Genomic DNA, 15,895 nt, shown 5'->3' on the forward strand with positions numbered 1-15,895 from the left:
CATTAGATGCCAATGGACTATGTGTTGAATCAGGTAATCCTATGCAACGCACTATGCAATTAAGTTTAAAAACTTTGGAATGGGCTGCGAACAAGGCAGGGAGCAGCTTGCCGGAGTTCGCCCATACGCTTTATGCGAAGGACGATACGGTTACGCACATCGCAAATGGTCAGTTAACAATTGCTCAAATTAGGAAGTTTGCTGACCACGCCAAGATACCGTTTGGATTCCTATTTTTAGAAACCCCTCCCGAGCGATATACCCCGGATCACAAGCTGGTTGATTTCAGGACTGCAAGATATAACCAGCCCTTAAGTGATGATTTCATTGATATCTACAAGGATATTGAGCACAAGCAATCTTGGTATCGTGATTATTTGTTGAGCATAGACGCAGCAAAATTGCGCTTTGTAGGTAGGTATCGCGGAACTAAAGCCGCGCAGAATCACGAAATTGCCAAAGACATAAGAGCCACATTAGGCATTACCAATATTGCAAGAAGCAAAGTCAATCCAGAAGACTATTTGTTGATGCTTTCTAATCTTTGCGAGGACGCTGGGATTCTTGTATTTAAGAATAGCGTAGTTGTTAACTCCACAAAACGGAAATTAGATACAGAAGAGTTTCGAGGGTTTGTTATTTCTGATGATTACGCGCCAGCGATTTTTATAAATGGTAGCGATGCGAAGTACGCTAACGTCTTCACATTGGTTCATGAGTTGGCTCATATCTGGCTTGGTGAATCTGGTATCTCTGATGTGGCAGCCGGCTCCGTGAATGAAAATGAAATTAGGTGTAACGCTATTGCTGCTGAGGTTCTTGTTCCACGAGATGATTTCATTAGGGATTGGGATTCCGCTGATGGCGCACATAGAAGCAAAATTGCTGCATTAAATAGGCAGTACAAAGTTAGTGAGCTAGTAATTGCTAGGGTCGCACTTACAAACCGCCGAATCTCGCGTGAGAATTATGATGAAATATACGCAGAGGTATTAGAAAGAATTCGGGAAAAGAAACGTAGAGACAAAGAAGATGAAAAAGAGCTACGTCTTCCATTGTCTGTTACCGTGCCTATAAAAAATAGTCGTAGACTCACGAGAACTATAGTTGAACTAATTTCGAGCGGAAGAATGGGGCCAAGCGAGGCATCCATTCTGTTGAATACAAGTGCAGCTAAAGTTGTGAGCCTACTATGAGTCAGAAGAAATATTTATTTGATTCTGACTCGCTGATTGTCGCAAAAAAGACCCACTACGCACCTGACTTTTGTCCTGCATTTTGGGAGTGGCTAGTTACAGGAAATAACAAACAGGTATTTTTTACAATTGACAGAGTTGCTGACGAGTTAATGCTTGGAAATGAAGGCGACTATTTACGCGATTTTGTGGAAGACCATAGCAATTTTATTCTTCCGTCAAAAAATGATTCTCAATGTATAGATAAGTACGTTGAAATTCAGCAGTGGGCTAACACTAATTGGTCACATGGGAAGAAGCCCAGCAAAGTAACCAAAGCATTGGAAGTGTTTGCGAAAGAGAAGACGGCTGATTCATGGCTTGTGGCATATGCAAGCGCACATGGTTTTGAAATTGTTTCTAATGAAAGATCGGCACCGGAAAGCCAAGCTAGGGTCATGTTGCCAGATGCGGCAAATGCTCTAGGGGTTAAGGTGGTAAAACTGCATGAGGTGTTAATGCTTCACTCAGGCCCTAATTTCAAATTCAAATCAAAATAGTCACTAACAATATATGGACTATTAGCTCAGCATCGCAATAGTTGGTATGCGGCTGAAGAACGCAAAGCGAATGGCTGACCAATATAGTTTGCGCGGGGTGATTTATGATGCCAGAGCGACGTCTTGTGTCTGTTGGTTTCTTGGTGGATACGAACTGCGTTAATGCGAAGCAGAAGATTGTGGAAATGAATCTTCTGGAGACGTGGGCGGCCAACGAGATAATCGAACTCATTGCTGCTGAGACTGCACAGCATGAAATGGCCGCAGGGCGGGATTCTGACCGCACTCGGAAAGCCTACCAGTTCATTGTCACAATATCGGCGATAACCACCCAGCAAGAACGGCAACAAGTGCAGCGGATAGAACAAATCCTCTGTCCTAATGGTGTTACGACCCAGAACGAGCTAAATGATATCGACATCGTTTTCAATTCCGGAAAGTACGGGCGTCCACTGATCACCAATGACGGCGGTTCCAAAACTCAGCCAGGCGGGATTTTGGGAAATCGAGCCAAGCTGGCTCAACTTGGCATCCGAGTTCTTAGGCCCGAAGAAGCAGTGGTGCGCGTACAGACTGCCCTTCGTGAGCGTGATGATTATGCACAGCAATGGGCCGCCTTCTACAAGAAAGACTTGCCGGACTGGGTTGGGAAAGACTAAAGAATCAAAGAGGTCAACATCGCAATAATTTTTTAAAGAACCAGAATGAAAATTTCAATCCCCTTCCTCTTTCTCATACTGCTTGCTGCGGCCCCGCTCACTGTGGCTGCGGCAGAGCCCGAGGTTATCTACTGGAACTCGGATGCGGGCAAGGCGTTGCGTGCCAGGATAGCGCCCGATGAAGATTACTGGCAGCTCATTCCCTGGTTCACGGAGCAGGTGAACCAGACCTATTGCGGTGTGGCAAGCGCGGTGACGGTGTTGAATGCGATGCCGATCAAGAAGCCGGTCGATCCCGTCTATGCGCCACATGCCTATTTCACGCAAAGCAATTTCTTTACGCCGGAGGTGGTGAAGGTCATCAGTCCGCAGACGGTGCGCAATCAGGGCATGACCCGCGATGAGATGGTGAAGACGCTGATGCGGCATGGCGTGAAGGCGACGACTGTTGCGGGCGATAGTGTGGATGAGTCTGCACTGCGTATGCTGGTGCAGAAGGCGATGGGCGATGACGGGCAGTTTGTGCTGGTGAACTTTTTGCGCGAGTCGTTGGGGCAGGAAGGCGGGGGACATTGGTCGGTGTTGGCGGCCTATGATGCGCAATCGGATCGTGCGTTGATTCTCGATGTGTCGAAGTATATGTACGCTCCGGAGTGGGTCACGATCCATACGCTGCGCAAGGCGATAGACACGCTGGATACCACCAGCAACAAGGCGCGGGGGCTGGTGTTCGTGTCGCATAAGGCGTGTTGCACGAAATCAAAGGGCTCAGCTTCGAATTCAATTTTCAAAGAATAGATGAATGAGAGGTTGCCAGAAAAACAATTTGAGCCTAGCACCTTTAAACTGGAGAATGAATGCGAGGACGCATATAGCGTCCTCTTTCTTCTGACAGTAATCAAAATCAATCACGCGCGCGGACACTTAAAAAATCCGCGCACGTGTCATGGGTTGCTCTATACGACCTTAAAACTCAACTGAGCATTTAAAGGTCTTAGTCTCAATGGAGCACTTGAACATGTAATCTTTTGCAGATTTGATAGCAAGTAACATAACACCGGGAGCCTTCACGGATTCCGACACGCGTATGGCTCCGCCATCTTTCACAACAGCATTTATGGCTTTTTGAATTGCATCCACGCGATCAGGAGGTAGGCCAGATTGAGTTGTTAAACTCTTCTTCTGACTCGCACTAAGAGCGAAGTGAGAAACAACAAATGCGCGCCAGTCCTTCTTTAACATCCTTTTCCCAATTGGGTCTTCCAGGGCGATCTTCATTAGCTTGTTAATGTTATCCGCTGACGGTGATATCATAAAACTCCCCTAAGTTAAGTTGGCGCCGAGGACTCGGGCGATGACCCGGTGGCGCGTATCGGGTACACCGTTTCACTACTAAATCTCCTTTACGGCACTCAACATAACCTATTGCTTTCCGGATTTAAAGGGGGCGTGTTCGAAAATTTCTTTCAAACCGTTTTCCTTGGTTATTCATCTCAGCAAATGGAAACCTCACCTGCCGGAGCCATTCATGAATCCCAGAGCCCAGTCCCTGATCGTCTACCTTAATCTACTTCCGCATCCCGAGGGGGGCTACTATCGGGAGATATTCCGCTCCGAGAGCCGGGTGCAGCCTCGTGATCACCGCGCCGAGCGCAGCGCGCTGACGGCGATCTATTTTCTGTTGGTGGCGGGGCAGCATAGCGGTTGGCATCAGGTGCTGTCCGATGAAATATGGAGCCATCTGGAAGGCGACGCACTGGAGCTGTTGTGCTTCGATGCGACCAACTCCCAAGCCAGCACGATAGCGCTTGGCCGTTTCTCCGCTAGCGGTGCAGCGCCCATCCACGTCGTCCCGGCAGGCGTGTGGCAGGCAGCGCGTCCGCTGGGGGAATATGCCTTGCTGGGTTGCTATGTCGGGCCGGGTTTCGATTTCAGCGATTTCCGCATGGCGAAGGATGATGTGGAGATGCGGCGTATCATCACGCAACAGGGCGAGGGGTTTGCGGGTTGCTTGTGAATCCTCAGCAGGCGCTGATTTAGTCTGTTTTTCTCCATCGCCCTTTGGGAGATAACCAGCGACTTGCCCGCTTGCGGGCTTAGTCGAATGGCTAGTTGTTCATTCAGGGCCGGGGTGAGGGTGAGAATTTGACGAGTTATCCCTCACCCTAACCCTCTCCCGGTGGGAGAGGGGACTTGTTCGGTGCGTTCCTATAATGGGAGGCACGGCCTTTGCGATTTTGCCTGCTTGATGTAAACTAACCACCATTAGTTCAACTGGGGGCTGCTATGCTTACCGTCAATATTCATGATGCAAAGACCCAGCTTTCCAAGCTGGTAGATCAAGCTGCACAGGGCGAGTCGTTCATCATTGCCAAGGCAGGTAAGCCGATGGTGAAGGTCGTCGCGCTCGGCAAGGCGGAAGTTGGAACCAGTAGTCGCCTTGGCTTCATGGTCGGGGAGTTTTCCGTGCCCGACGATTTCGACCAGATGGGCGGCGGTGAGATCGAAAGCCTGTTTGCAGGGCGCAAAGCTTGAACCTTTTGCTCGACACTCATTTGTTGCTGTGGGCTGCAAGTGAGCCGCAGCGACTTTCGGCCAAGGCGCGTGCCTTGCTGCTTGATCCCTCCAATCAACTCGTATTTAGTTCGGCCAGTTTGTGGGAGATCACTATCAAGAACGGGCTTGAGCGTTCGGATTTCAGCGTCGATCCGCGTCGCCTGTGGCGTATGTTGCTGGTCAACGGTTACCGCGAAATATCTGTCACCAGTGAACATGCTGTTGCTGTGAATGATCTGCCGCCTTTGCACAAAGACCCGTTCGATCGCATTCTCGTGGCACAAGCACGCATAGAAGGGTTGACGTTGCTGACAGCTGACAAGATGGTTGCCAAATATGGCGAGGGTGTGAAGAAGGTATAGGCTTGGATCGTTTCAGTGTGAGACACCCAACCGCACCCAGCGGTGATTCGAAAGGAGCATAGACCATGACTACAGGCACTATCCGTCTTCATCGCGTACTCCGTGCAAAACCGGAACGCATCTATCGGGCGTTCCTGGATGCGGACGCGATGGCAAAGTGGCTTCCGCCATATGGCTTCACCTGCAAGGTCCACCACATGGAGGCCAAAATCGGTGGCACCTTCAGGATGACGTTCACGAACTTCACGACCGGCAACGGCCACTCGTTCGGCGGGGAGTATCTTGAGCTCGTGCCTTCCAAAACGGTCTGCTATTCGGACAAGTTCGACGATCCGAACATGCCCGGAGCAATGAAGACGACAGTGACCCTGACACCGGTGTTGTGTGGGACAGAGGTCAATATCGTGCAGGAAGGTATCCCCGCCGTGATCCCGCTCGAGATGTGCTACCTCGGCTGGCAAGAGTCGCTCGTGCAACTCGCGCACCTCGTCGAGCCGGAGATTCCGGATTGATACCACAGCTAACGGGGGCAGTTCAGCATCGCAATCGTTTTACTCATCGCCCGCAAGGGCGATTTTTCTTTGGCAATGATCGGGGGCAGCCCGCGGTTTCAGGAACAGTAGTGCGAAACCGTGGTCTGATTTCGTGTTGCCTTTGGTTGCAGAAGCACCTCAGGCAAAAGGGTTGAAGGAATATCTGCACAGGTAGAAAGCGCAACTCATGCGGTTGGCCTGGGAGGTACCTTTAACCTGATCCACTTCAATAGGAGGTTCATCATGTACTCACCTGTCACTATCCCTTTCGGGGCAAAGATGCTTTTCAATACCGCCACGATCAAACCCGATGTGGCTTTCGATGATGTCGAGCTGGCGCTGGCTGAAATGTGCAATGTGGTGAAAGACACTTACGGCGGCGACAAGGGCGGATTCATCGCCGGCCAGGTTTATGAGTTCTCGGGTTTCGTTTCGGATGAAGGCTCATTGAGCGATTCCAGATCGGCGGAAAAGCATATCGCGATCGTGACCTACTGGAAGTCTTTCCAGGAGCATGAGCGGTCGCATGCTGACAAGGCATTCAAGGAAAAATTCGCGGCCTTGGCCAAACTGTGTGTCGAGAGCAAGGAATTGGGGTACGACATGCTCTGGCAGGGGGCGCTGGAATAGGCGATTGGCACCCGGTGCTTTGCTGCCTGTTTGTGTATCCCTGAATTTAATAGGGTCAGCATCGCAGCAGTTTCGCAATAAAATAATAAAGGGCGTACTGCGGGTTCTTGCAGGATCATCAATAGAGCTGCACACTGAAATTTCAAAATCACTAAAGGGGTGAAAGAAAAACATGCATGGAATTTCCCAACATGAAGCACGCATTGCTGTCGCAGACACGGACGGCACCTACAAAACCCTGCTCGAATCCACCAAGGCGATTCCCTGGAAGATCGACTGGGAAACCATGAAGTTCAGCTACATCGGCCCACAGATCGAAACGCTGCTCGGCTGGCCCCAGGAAAGCTGGTTGACCGCAAACGACTGGATCGAACGCATCCATCCGGACGATCGCGAACGGACGACCAACTTCTGCGTCTCCCAATCTATCGGGGGTGCCGACCACGAGGCGGACTACCGTGCGCTGACCGCAGACGGCAATTTCGTCTGGATACGCGATGTTGTCCACGTCATCCGCAGGGATGACGTCACGACCGAACTGGTAGGTTTCATGTTCGACATCTCCGAGCGCAAGAAGATGGAAGAGGAATTGCTCGCGCTCAATCGCAAGCTGGAGGCGCTTACGCTGCAGGATGGCCTGACCGGTGTGGCAAACCGCCGACTGTTCGACCAGACCCTGAAGTCAGAATGGTTCCACGCCATGCGCGATCGCCAGCCGCTCTCGCTCATCGTGCTGGATATCGATCATTTCAAGCAGTATAACGACCGCTATGGACACCTGATGGGAGACGAGTGCCTGTCCAGGGTCGCGCAGGCGCTGAACAAGATACCGCTGCGGGCGACCGACCTGTTTGCACGATATGGCGGAGAGGAATTCGTCCTGCTCCTGCCCAAGGCGAATCTTGAATCCGCCATCGAGATTGCCGAAAAATGCCGTAGCCTCGTGCAGGACTTGGCCATTCCGCATGAGAAATCCGGCACCAGCAATGTGCTTACCATCAGCGTAGGGGTTGCCTCGATTACCCCTGCGGCCGATTCCGAGCCTGCCTCGCTGTTTGCCGTGGCAGACCGCATGCTCTACCAGGCCAAGGAGTGCGGACGCAACCGGGTGGTGTCTCAATCCAATTAAAGGGGCCGTGTTCGCATGACTGAATCCGCCTGGCGCGACCTTGTGTTGTTGTCACTTTGCTGGATCGGCTACTTCGCCCTGCACTCGGCATTGGCGTCGCTGGTGGTAAAGCGCAGGGTTGCCGCAGGCTGGCCAAACCTGATGCCGTATTACCGGCTACTGTTCAACATCCTGTCGTCGCTCCTGATCCTGCCGATCTTGTGGCTCAGTTACCACGATCCCGAGCCGACGTTGTGGCGCTGGCAGGGAATCGCCGCCTGGCTGGCAAACGGACTGGCACTGGCCGCAATCTTAGGCTTTTGGCTGTCTCTCAAGAGCTACGACATGCAGGAATTCCTTGGCCTGCGCCAGTTGCAGCGTCACGTGCGTAAGGTCGAGGATCAGGAGCACTTCCATCTTTCCCCGTTTCACCGCTTCGTGCGGCACCCGTGGTATTTTTTTGGCCTGGTTCTGGTCTGGACGCGCGACATGAGCGTGACGGCGCTGGTATCCAGCGTATTCATTACGCTCTATTTCGTTGCCGGATCGTGGCTGGAGGAGCAGAAATTGCTGGTCTATCACGGCGACGTTTACCGCCGTTATATGGCGCGCGTTCCCGGTTTGATACCGCTGCCCTGGAAATACCTTACGTCGGAGGAGACCGAGGTGCTGTTGGAGCAAAATAAAGACGCCCAGATCAAAGAGGCAGGCTCGCCGTGAAGTTGACCGAACTGGGTTTGGATAGCGGGCTCGCGGCGCAGGCAGCGTGTGAATCAGGCCGACACTTGGCCCGGGTAATGGCGGTCGATCGCGGTCGCTATGTCGTGCGCAATGAACAGGGCGAAGTGCCTGCCGAGCTGACGGGCAAGTTCCTGTACGCCGCTGCTTCTTCCGTGGATATACCCTGTGTGGGCGATTGGGTGTGCGTGCAGTACCACGATGCGGAGTCGCATGCGAGCATCCATGATGTGGTGCCCAGGAGGTCTTTCCTGCGGCGCAAATCTCCCGGCAAGAATATCGATTTTCAGATGATCGCGGCGAATATCGATGTCGCATTCATCGTGCAATCGTGCCATTTCGATTTCAATGTGCGCAGGCTGGAGCGTTACCTGGTGATGGTCAACGAAGGAAATATCGAACCGGTGATTCTGTTGACCAAGACTGACTTGGTGAACGCTGGGGAGTTGGAACGCATGCTCGCGAATATCAGCGCGACAGGCATCACGGCCCGGATCTTCGCACTCAGCAACATGACGGGCGAGGGCGTCGAGCAGGTGAAGCGACTCATGCTGCCGGGTAAGACGTATTGCCTGCTCGGCTCTTCGGGCGTGGGCAAGACGACGCTGATCAATCGGCTGCTTGGGAAAGGTGAGCTGGAGACGGGGGCGGTGAGTGCTACAGGCGAGGGCAGGCACACCACGACGCGTCGCCACCTGGTTGTGCTCGAAACCGGCAGCTTGCTGATCGACATGCCGGGCATGCGCGAGCTGGGCATCCTGAGTGCGGGGGATGGGCTGGACGACAGCTTCGCAGACATCAAGGCACTAGCGTCAGCATGCCGTTTTGCCGATTGCACTCACGCCAAAGAGCCGGGGTGTGCGATCCGCAATGCCATCGCAAGCGGCGAACTGAACGCTGAGCATTACCAAAGTTACCTGAAACTCAAGGCAGAGTCCGAATTCAACGAGATGTCCTATATGGACAAACGGAAGAAGGACAAGGCATTCGGGAAGATGGTGAAGACAGTGTTGAAGGATAAAGGCAAGTAAGGGTGCAGCCTCAAAATGGCTTTCGGAAGGCGTGATAACCAAAAGCAAATCCGGGGCCGCCCCTCTGTGAATGTGCTCTGTAAAACGGCAGCGTCCTGTGACTACACTGCAACCTTATCCACGCTTGGGTGGAATACTTCTGCAAGACTTGCCACATAGCTGTTCCAACCTTGTTCGTGCAATCTGCCGAACTCGTCATCCGGGAGGCCCGCGTGGTTTAGCGAAAACAAGGTGTCCTTTCCTTTCTTCTGAAGCGTGACCGTCACGATTGACTCCAGTCCCCTGGTGTAAGGCGACATCCATGTGTGTTGAATCTTGTTGGGACGATCGACAATTGTGAACAGGCCGTAATGAGGTGTTTCAACTGTTTTGTTATCTTGCTTATGGATCATATTCATGTAAAACAGGCTGTCGACCTTGGGTTCGAAAATCAAAGTGCCCGCGTCGTGCCAGACGTTGCAGGCGATCTTTGGGTCTAGCCAGGCGTCAAATACTTCGACCGGAGACGCGGGTATGGTCCGGGTGAAGGTGAGCTCCATTGTCTTGATCTTTTGTGTCATGACTTTCTCCTTTTTTCCTTGAAGTGATCTTCCAGGCGATCCAGATGCTGACTCCAGAATCGCTCGTAATCGTGCAGCCAGGTTGTTACCAGGTTGAGAGGTGCGCCATTGATCTCTATGACGTGATCGCGCCCCTGCTTTTCCCGATGGATCAGCCCGGCCCCTTCAAGTACCTTCAAGTGCTTGGAGACTGCGTTCAGGGACATATCGAAGGGGGCGGCAATCTCCGTGACGCGGGCAGGCCCTTCGGCAAGTCGGGCGAGAATCGCTCGCCGGGAAGGATGCGAGATTGCGTCAAGAACATTGCTCAGGTTGTCCATGCGTTATATTCAACCAAACGGTTGAATATATGTCAAGCATTTTTTAATGGCAAATGGGAGCGGTTTCGCAATCGCAATTTGTTGAATGAGATTGAAGTGACGTACCATCTGTTTTGCCGATAGATATCAAAAGCAGCAAATGGGATCAGCTTCGCAATATGTTCTTCAATCCAGTTAATCGATGCCACCTGACTCACTTCAACCCACCGAGTTAAGACAAGCCGCGCTGCACTGGCTGGTAGAGAGTGATGCAGCGCAGAAAGCTGCGGGCGTGCGCCGTTTGGCACAGGCATGGGCAGCGGGGGAGCTTGTGCTGGATGCTGATGCGGCATTGAATGCAACGCTGGGTATTCCCGGTCACCCCGCCAAGCCTGAGTTGGTTTCTCCCCTTACTGTAAAACGCCGCGCGATGAACACGCCGGAAGGCCGTGCCGCGATGATCCATGCGCTGGTGCATATTGAATTCAACGCGATCAATCTGGCGCTGGATGCGCTGTGGCGCTTTACCGGCATGCCGCGCGCCTATTACGCCGATTGGTTGCAAGTGGCCGATGAGGAGGCATTGCACTTCACGTTGCTGGCCGATCATCTGCAGGGGCAGGGTTATGCTTACGGCGATTTCTCCGGGCACAACGGGCTGTGGGATATGGCGGTGAAGACCCGGCATGATTTGATGGTGCGTATGGCTTTGCTTCCCAGAACGATGGAGGCGCGCGGGCTGGATGTGACGCCGGGTTCCCGTGCCAAGCTGGTGCAGGCGGGCGATAGCGAGGCCGGCCCGCTCCTGGATATTATCCTGCGCGACGAGATCGGCCATGTCTCTATCGGCAACCGCTGGTTCAATTACCTCTGCGAGCAGCGCGGGCTGGAGCCGGTCTCCACCTATGCCGATCTGCTCGCCGAATATAATGCTGTGCCGCGACGCGGCCCTTTCAATCTGGAGGCGCGACTCGCGGCAGGTTTTAGCGAGCAGGAATTGGCTCGACTCGGTTTGAGCTAACGGGGCAGGCCAGATTAATCCTTTAAGGACTCTGCATGGATAGTCATATTTCACCGGTTGATTTGCCGAAGGCTTACCGCCTCATCAACCACGGCCCGACGGTGCTGGTGTCTGCCCGTCATGCAGGCGTGGACAACGTGATGGCTGCGGCATGGGCGTGCGCGCTGGATTTTGCGCCGCCCAAGCTGACAGTGGTGCTGGACAAGAGCTCCAAAACGCGCGAACTGATCGAGAGCAGCGGCACCTTCGTCATCCAGGTGCCCACGGTGGCACAGTTGCAACTCACGCATGAGGTCGGCACGCTCAGCCTGTCCACAGAGCCGGACAAGCTGAAGATATGCGGTGTGGAGTTGTTCGGTATTGACGGGCATGATCTGCCATTCGTTGCCGGATGCTCGGCGTGGCTTGCCTGCAAGCTCATCCCCGAGCCGCACAACCAGCAAACCTATGACTTGTTCATCGGCGAGGTGGTGGGAGCATGGGCTGATACGCGGGTATTCAGCAATGGGCGCTGGTATTTCGAAGATGCAGATGCTTCCCTGCGTAGCCTGCACCACGTGGCCGGTGGGCACTTCTACGCCATCGGCGAGCCGCTGACGACTCAGGATTGAGTCAAGGGAAAAATGGTGTCAGCATCGCAATAGTTATTTGTTGGCTGATATTGAAGTGACGTACCATCCGTTACACCGATAGATTTTAAGAGGAGAAATTTTGTCATGAGTGATATTGCAGATTACAAACTGGTACGTAACTCGTCAGTGGGCACCGAGCTCACTGAAGGCGAGGCCGGGCTTTTGGCAGAGAAACTGGGCGTGCGTCATTTGAAAGATGGCGGATTGCTCGTGAAGGAAGGCGAGGCGGATCAGACCTTGTTCATTCTTGCATCGGGCAAGATCGCCGTTACCAGTAAAGATGCCGGGGGAGTGAACAAGCAGGTTTACACCATGACGGCGGGGGAATGTGCCGGTACCCGTGCATTCGTGGAGCAGTCGCCGCGCAAGGCGACGCTGCATGCACTGGGTGATGCCGAGGTCTACACGCTGACCCCTGCCGATTTTGAATCTTTGCTGGACGCCCATCCGCATCTGGCCTTCAAGGTGATGCGTGCACTGTTCAGAGTCACCCATGCCAATCTTTCGCGCATGAATCAGGAGACACAGGAACTATCCAACTATATCTCCAAGACTCAGGGACGATATTGAGGCGTGGCCATTAAGGCTGCTCTGATGATGTGACATAGAAATCACACAGGAAAATCACAGATGCTTGAATCCTTACGCCGGCTGCTGGGAGGTTCGCCGAAAGAACCTTCACCCCAGGATTCCTTTCAGCAACTGAACGCAGTCGCACCACTGAAACCCTCGCAGGAGAGGGCGTCAAAAGAGAACGTAGAGAGTCATTCGTCCTTCATTTGTCGCGAGGCGATTCTCGACCGCAACGAACGTATTGCGGGTTACGAGTTCGCATTGGGGCACAAGGTACAGTCCCGCATGATGGACAAAAGTGCCGTGATACGGCGCGTGTATGACGATGTGATGTTGAACAATCTTGCGCCGCTCGGTGTGTCGTCATTGCTGGGGGAGCGCAGTGCATTCATCCGTCTGTCGGTGGAGTCGCTGAACAGCCCGCTGCTCGAAGCGCTTGCCAATCCCAATACGGTAATCATGATCACCCCGCGGCCCATCGCCGAGATGGACCCTGTCGAGATGCGCGCCAACCTGGCACATATCAAAGCGCTGGGCTTCAGGCACGGCTGGTCAATCAGCCAATCGCACCCTGGATATGCGGACTTTCTGCACGCGGCTGATTTCATCGAGATCGATCTTGCTGCATTCGACGGCATCCAGTTGAAAGCGATGATCTCCGATCTTCGCGCCGCCAATAGTGACCAGAAACTGATCGCCAGCAGGTTGCAGACGGCGGACGACTTCAAATACTGTTTTGAGCGTCGCTTCGATTACTTCATGGGGGCGTTCGTTTCCAGCCGTGAAAACTGGCATCCGTCGAAGAGCGACGTCAATTACGCACGGGTGTTCCAGGCACTCGAAATGATACAGTCCGGTGCCGAATTCAATGCCATCGCGGATTGCCTGCGCACAGACCCTATCCTGACTTTCAAGCTGCTACGCTATATCAATTCGCCCGGCATCGGTCTGCTGCAAAAAGTCAGTGAAATACAGCAGGCACTTCTGCTGCTTGGCAGGGACCGGTTTTACCGCTGGCTGTCGCTGCTGTTGTTCGACAGCAAGAAGCCCGGTTATCACGAAAATATCCTGCGCGAACAGGCGCTGACACGCGGTCGCTTCATGGAGATGCTGGCCGGGAAAGGGCGGGTACCTGCCACTGCCGACCAGCTGTTCCTGACCGGCCTTTTTTCATTGATGAGCGTCATGCTGGCGCAGCCGCTCGAAGATGTGCTGAAACAGGTTGCGTTGCCGGAAGCTGTCGCTTCCGCACTCAGGGGCGAGGCAAGCGCGATGCATGATGCGCTGATGCTGGCGATCGCCGTCGAATCGGAGGAGGGAGACATGGCTGCCGCCGCGGCGCAATGCGATTTGGACGCAGCCGAGGTGGCCGGCATGATGATCGAGGCGCTGGCCTGGTCGCAACAGATCGCGGCAGTCAGCGAATAGGGCGGCATCGCGATAGTTTGCCTGTCACTGGCCGGATTGTCTTTATCTGTTTTTCGGGTTTGATATGCGGAGGGAAGATGTTTTGTTCCAAGTGTGGAAGCTCAAACGACGATGCCGCGAAGTTTTGTGTTGGCTGCGGCAATGCACTCTCCCAGTCTGATAAGCCGATTGCAATGCGTCCTGCACAAGCCGAAGAACCAGCAAGTGATCAGGAGTATTACAAAGCCGTTCTGGGACCTATGAACCAGGACTATTACCTGGATCACTTTTCCCGTTTCGATGACGAGGGGAGGACAAGCCCGACCTGGAACTGGTCCGCTTTGCTGGTGACGTTCTACTGGCTGCTCTATCGAAAAATGTGGGTCCACGCCGCGATCTATCTCGCATTTCCATTCATGCTGTGGGGCTTGTTCTGGATAGTCGGTGCGGTGGCCGGCGGCCTGGTCGGCATCGTGGGCAGTCTGGGTTTTTTCGGGTACGCGGCTGTCGTGCTGATCGTGATGCCGATGTATGCGAACGCGCTTTACTACAGGCACTGCAGAAAGATGATCGAGACCGTGCGCGCGTCGACGCAAGGCACGCGGAGACAGTTGGGTGAACTTGCCGGGAAAGGTGGAACGAGCCGCGCCGCGTATGTTTCCATATGGGTGGTCAATTGCGTTGCCATGATCGGGGTTCTAGCGGCCATCGCCATACCTGCATACCAGGACCACGCGGCCAGGGTGCGCATGGCTCAGGCGTTGACGGTGGGCAGGGATGCGACGACATATGTCGACGGTTACTTCAACCAGTATCGTTCGATCCCGCGCAACCTGGATGCGGCCGACTTCATGTCGTCGCTGCCGCCTTCCGTGAAGGCGGTCAGTGTCGACAACCAGACCGGCACCATCGCCGTCACGATGAAAGGCGGCAAGGCGATTGACGGCAAATCGCTCAAGTTCGTTTCCGCGATTATTGGTGGCGATCATTTGAGCTGGACCTGCATGAGCGATGAGATTCAAGACCGATATCTGCCGCAGGACTGCAGGCGCTCCAGATGAAGCAACGCATCCATGACGGTCGGGGGCAGACCATTCCTGCCTGAAGCCGGTTCCGAAATCAGCATTTCATGAAAACACTGATGAGTGTCTTGCCTTCCCGACCATCCCGATCCGGACACAAGGGTCACCTCACTTTTCGCTGTGCCGACGCGACCGACGTGAACGCTATTGTTGCACTCGTCAATTCCGCCTACCGCGGCGAATCCAGCCGCGCCGGATGGACGACCGAGGCGGATATCCTGGGCGGGCAGCGTACCGATGCGGAGGAGATCTTGCGCCTGATTGCGGAAGACGATTCGGCGATCCTGCTGTGTCTGCTCGGTGACGAGATCATCGGCTCGGTGCATGTGGAGCGGGTGGATGCGGCAACAGCGTACATGGGCATGCTGGTAATCAGGCCGGCGCTGCAGGGGCAGGGACTGGGTCGCTGCCTGATGAACGAGGCGGAGCGCTTTGTGCGTGCGGAGTGGGGTGCTGCGTGCATGCAGATGCAGGTGATCACGCTACGGCATGAGTTGATCGCCTATTACGAGCGGCGCGGTTATCAGCGTACTGGGGAAAACAGAGCGTTCCCGGCTACCGATCCGAGATTCGGCCTGCCCAGGGTGGAGGGGTTGATGTTCGAGGTACTGGAGAAACCCTTGGGCTGATCAATGTTTCAGGCTGGCGGAAAAGATGGCTTTGGCCTTTTCCGAAAAGTCGAATTTGTTGAATGCGCGTTCGATCTCGGCCTGGTTGCGGCCTTGAGTACGGTCTTCGAAGCTGATGCCGATGGCCTTGCCGTTGGCGGCCATCGTCTGGAAGGCAAAATGCCAGAGTTGCGTTTCGGCCAGACGCTCGCGCAGCTCGGCTTCCTTGGTGATCGTGATACCGGCTCTTTTCAGGGAATCCAGGAAATCTTCAAAGGATTCATTGCTCAATCTGCCCATTTAAATCTCCGTTGGAATACGGTGTATTTTCCACCATTAGGCCATTAACGCCGGATTTGTA

Annotated in this window: 22 protein-coding genes and 1 pseudogene; 19 read left to right on the top strand and 4 right to left on the bottom strand. The window is 53.9% G+C overall.

Annotated features, from left to right (window positions below):
• Positions 1–41 precede the first annotated feature (41 nt).
• The 4 genes from QOY30_RS05535 to QOY30_RS05550 all read left to right on the top strand — a co-directional run bounded on the left by QOY30_RS05535 (position 42) and on the right by QOY30_RS05550 (position 3,192).
• The gene (locus QOY30_RS05535; protein ID WP_283743636.1) at positions 42–1,196 is read left to right on the top strand and encodes an ImmA/IrrE family metallo-endopeptidase; all 1,155 of its coding nucleotides are present in this window, start codon (positions 42–44) and stop codon (positions 1,194–1,196) included.
• Positions 1,193–1,735 carry a DUF4411 family protein gene (locus QOY30_RS05540; RefSeq protein ID WP_283743637.1) on the top strand — a complete coding sequence of 181 codons (543 nt, stop codon included), beginning with the start codon at positions 1,193–1,195 and terminating at the stop codon, positions 1,733–1,735. The genes QOY30_RS05535 and QOY30_RS05540 overlap by 4 nt, the downstream gene beginning before the upstream one ends.
• A 104-nt stretch (positions 1,736–1,839) precedes the next feature.
• Positions 1,840–2,394 carry a hypothetical protein gene (locus QOY30_RS05545; protein ID WP_283743638.1) on the top strand — a complete coding sequence of 185 codons (555 nt, stop codon included), beginning with the start codon at positions 1,840–1,842 and terminating at the stop codon, positions 2,392–2,394.
• 45 nt (positions 2,395–2,439) lie between these two features.
• Positions 2,440–3,192, top strand: a complete 753-nt coding sequence (locus tag QOY30_RS05550; protein WP_283743639.1) for a phytochelatin synthase family protein — start codon at positions 2,440–2,442, stop codon at positions 3,190–3,192.
• Positions 3,193–3,360: 168 nt separating this feature from the next.
• Here QOY30_RS05550 and QOY30_RS05555 read toward each other — a convergent pair whose 3' ends face one another.
• A complete protein-coding gene (locus tag QOY30_RS05555) occupies positions 3,361–3,672 on the bottom strand; it encodes a hypothetical protein (RefSeq protein WP_283743640.1) in 312 nt (103 codons plus the stop codon).
• 250 nt (positions 3,673–3,922) lie between these two features.
• Between QOY30_RS05555 and QOY30_RS05560 the strand changes: the two genes are divergently transcribed.
• The 8 genes from QOY30_RS05560 to rsgA all read left to right on the top strand — a co-directional run bounded on the left by QOY30_RS05560 (position 3,923) and on the right by rsgA (position 9,352).
• Positions 3,923–4,411: a cupin domain-containing protein gene (locus QOY30_RS05560; RefSeq protein ID WP_283743641.1), complete on the top strand. Its 489-nt coding sequence runs from the start codon at positions 3,923–3,925 to the stop codon at positions 4,409–4,411.
• A 269-nt stretch (positions 4,412–4,680) separates the two neighbouring features.
• Positions 4,681–4,929, top strand: coding sequence for a type II toxin-antitoxin system Phd/YefM family antitoxin (locus tag QOY30_RS05565; RefSeq protein ID WP_283743642.1), 249 nt, complete (start codon positions 4,681–4,683; stop codon positions 4,927–4,929).
• Complete coding sequence (locus QOY30_RS05570) at positions 4,926–5,312, top strand: type II toxin-antitoxin system VapC family toxin (protein ID WP_283743643.1); 387 nt, start codon at positions 4,926–4,928, stop codon at positions 5,310–5,312. The genes QOY30_RS05565 and QOY30_RS05570 overlap by 4 nt, the downstream gene beginning before the upstream one ends.
• A gap of 65 nt (positions 5,313–5,377) precedes the next feature.
• On the top strand, positions 5,378–5,824 hold the full coding sequence (locus QOY30_RS05575) for an SRPBCC family protein (protein WP_283743644.1): 447 nt from the start codon (positions 5,378–5,380) through the stop codon (positions 5,822–5,824).
• Positions 5,825–6,088: 264 nt separating this feature from the next.
• A complete protein-coding gene (locus QOY30_RS05580; protein WP_283743645.1) occupies positions 6,089–6,475 on the top strand; it encodes a hypothetical protein in 387 nt (128 codons plus the stop codon).
• 172 nt (positions 6,476–6,647) lie between these two features.
• The gene (locus QOY30_RS05585) at positions 6,648–7,604 is read left to right on the top strand and encodes a sensor domain-containing diguanylate cyclase (RefSeq protein WP_283743646.1); all 957 of its coding nucleotides are present in this window, start codon (positions 6,648–6,650) and stop codon (positions 7,602–7,604) included.
• A 15-nt stretch (positions 7,605–7,619) separates the two neighbouring features.
• Entirely contained in the window at positions 7,620–8,303 is a 684-nt protein-coding gene (locus tag QOY30_RS05590; protein ID WP_283743647.1) for a methyltransferase family protein, read from the top strand.
• On the top strand, positions 8,300–9,352 hold the full coding sequence (rsgA, locus tag QOY30_RS05595) for a ribosome small subunit-dependent GTPase A (protein WP_283743648.1): 1,053 nt from the start codon (positions 8,300–8,302) through the stop codon (positions 9,350–9,352). The genes QOY30_RS05590 and rsgA overlap by 4 nt, the downstream gene beginning before the upstream one ends.
• 101 nt (positions 9,353–9,453) lie before the next feature.
• Here the strand turns inward: rsgA and QOY30_RS05600 are convergent, their stop codons facing one another.
• Entirely contained in the window at positions 9,454–9,912 is a 459-nt protein-coding gene (locus tag QOY30_RS05600) for an SRPBCC family protein (RefSeq protein WP_283743649.1), read from the bottom strand.
• On the bottom strand, positions 9,909–10,232 hold the full coding sequence (locus QOY30_RS05605; RefSeq protein WP_283743650.1) for an ArsR/SmtB family transcription factor: 324 nt from the start codon (positions 10,230–10,232) through the stop codon (positions 9,909–9,911). The genes QOY30_RS05600 and QOY30_RS05605 overlap by 4 nt, the downstream gene beginning before the upstream one ends.
• Before the next feature lie 181 nt (positions 10,233–10,413).
• Between QOY30_RS05605 and QOY30_RS05610 the strand changes: the two genes are divergently transcribed.
• From QOY30_RS05610 to QOY30_RS05635, 7 genes and pseudogenes are all read left to right on the top strand, one after another.
• A complete protein-coding gene (locus QOY30_RS05610) occupies positions 10,414–11,232 on the top strand; it encodes a ferritin-like domain-containing protein (RefSeq protein WP_283743651.1) in 819 nt (272 codons plus the stop codon).
• Between the two features lie 35 nt (positions 11,233–11,267).
• Complete coding sequence (locus QOY30_RS05615) at positions 11,268–11,843, top strand: flavin reductase family protein (protein ID WP_283743652.1); 576 nt, start codon at positions 11,268–11,270, stop codon at positions 11,841–11,843.
• A gap of 105 nt (positions 11,844–11,948) precedes the next feature.
• Complete coding sequence (locus QOY30_RS05620) at positions 11,949–12,434, top strand: Crp/Fnr family transcriptional regulator (RefSeq protein WP_283743653.1); 486 nt, start codon at positions 11,949–11,951, stop codon at positions 12,432–12,434.
• Positions 12,435–12,494: 60 nt separating this feature from the next.
• Positions 12,495–13,865: an EAL and HDOD domain-containing protein gene (locus QOY30_RS05625; protein ID WP_283743654.1), complete on the top strand. Its 1,371-nt coding sequence runs from the start codon at positions 12,495–12,497 to the stop codon at positions 13,863–13,865.
• 77 nt (positions 13,866–13,942) lie between these two features.
• Positions 13,943–14,008: pseudogene (locus tag QOY30_RS18110) on the top strand (zinc-ribbon domain-containing protein); the annotation flags it as partial.
• A 30-nt stretch (positions 14,009–14,038) separates the two neighbouring features.
• The gene (locus QOY30_RS05630) at positions 14,039–14,905 is read left to right on the top strand and encodes a pilin (RefSeq protein ID WP_283743655.1); all 867 of its coding nucleotides are present in this window, start codon (positions 14,039–14,041) and stop codon (positions 14,903–14,905) included.
• Positions 14,906–14,973: 68 nt separating this feature from the next.
• Positions 14,974–15,555 carry a GNAT family N-acetyltransferase gene (locus tag QOY30_RS05635; RefSeq protein ID WP_283743656.1) on the top strand — a complete coding sequence of 194 codons (582 nt, stop codon included), beginning with the start codon at positions 14,974–14,976 and terminating at the stop codon, positions 15,553–15,555.
• Here QOY30_RS05635 and QOY30_RS05640 read toward each other — a convergent pair whose 3' ends face one another.
• A complete protein-coding gene (locus QOY30_RS05640) occupies positions 15,556–15,834 on the bottom strand; it encodes a hypothetical protein (RefSeq protein WP_283743657.1) in 279 nt (92 codons plus the stop codon). It lies immediately after the preceding gene.
• Between the last annotated feature and the right edge of the window lie 61 nt (positions 15,835–15,895).

This window comes from Sideroxydans sp. CL21, assembly GCF_902459525.1.
Taxonomy (GTDB): Bacteria; Pseudomonadota; Gammaproteobacteria; order Burkholderiales; family Gallionellaceae; genus Sideroxyarcus.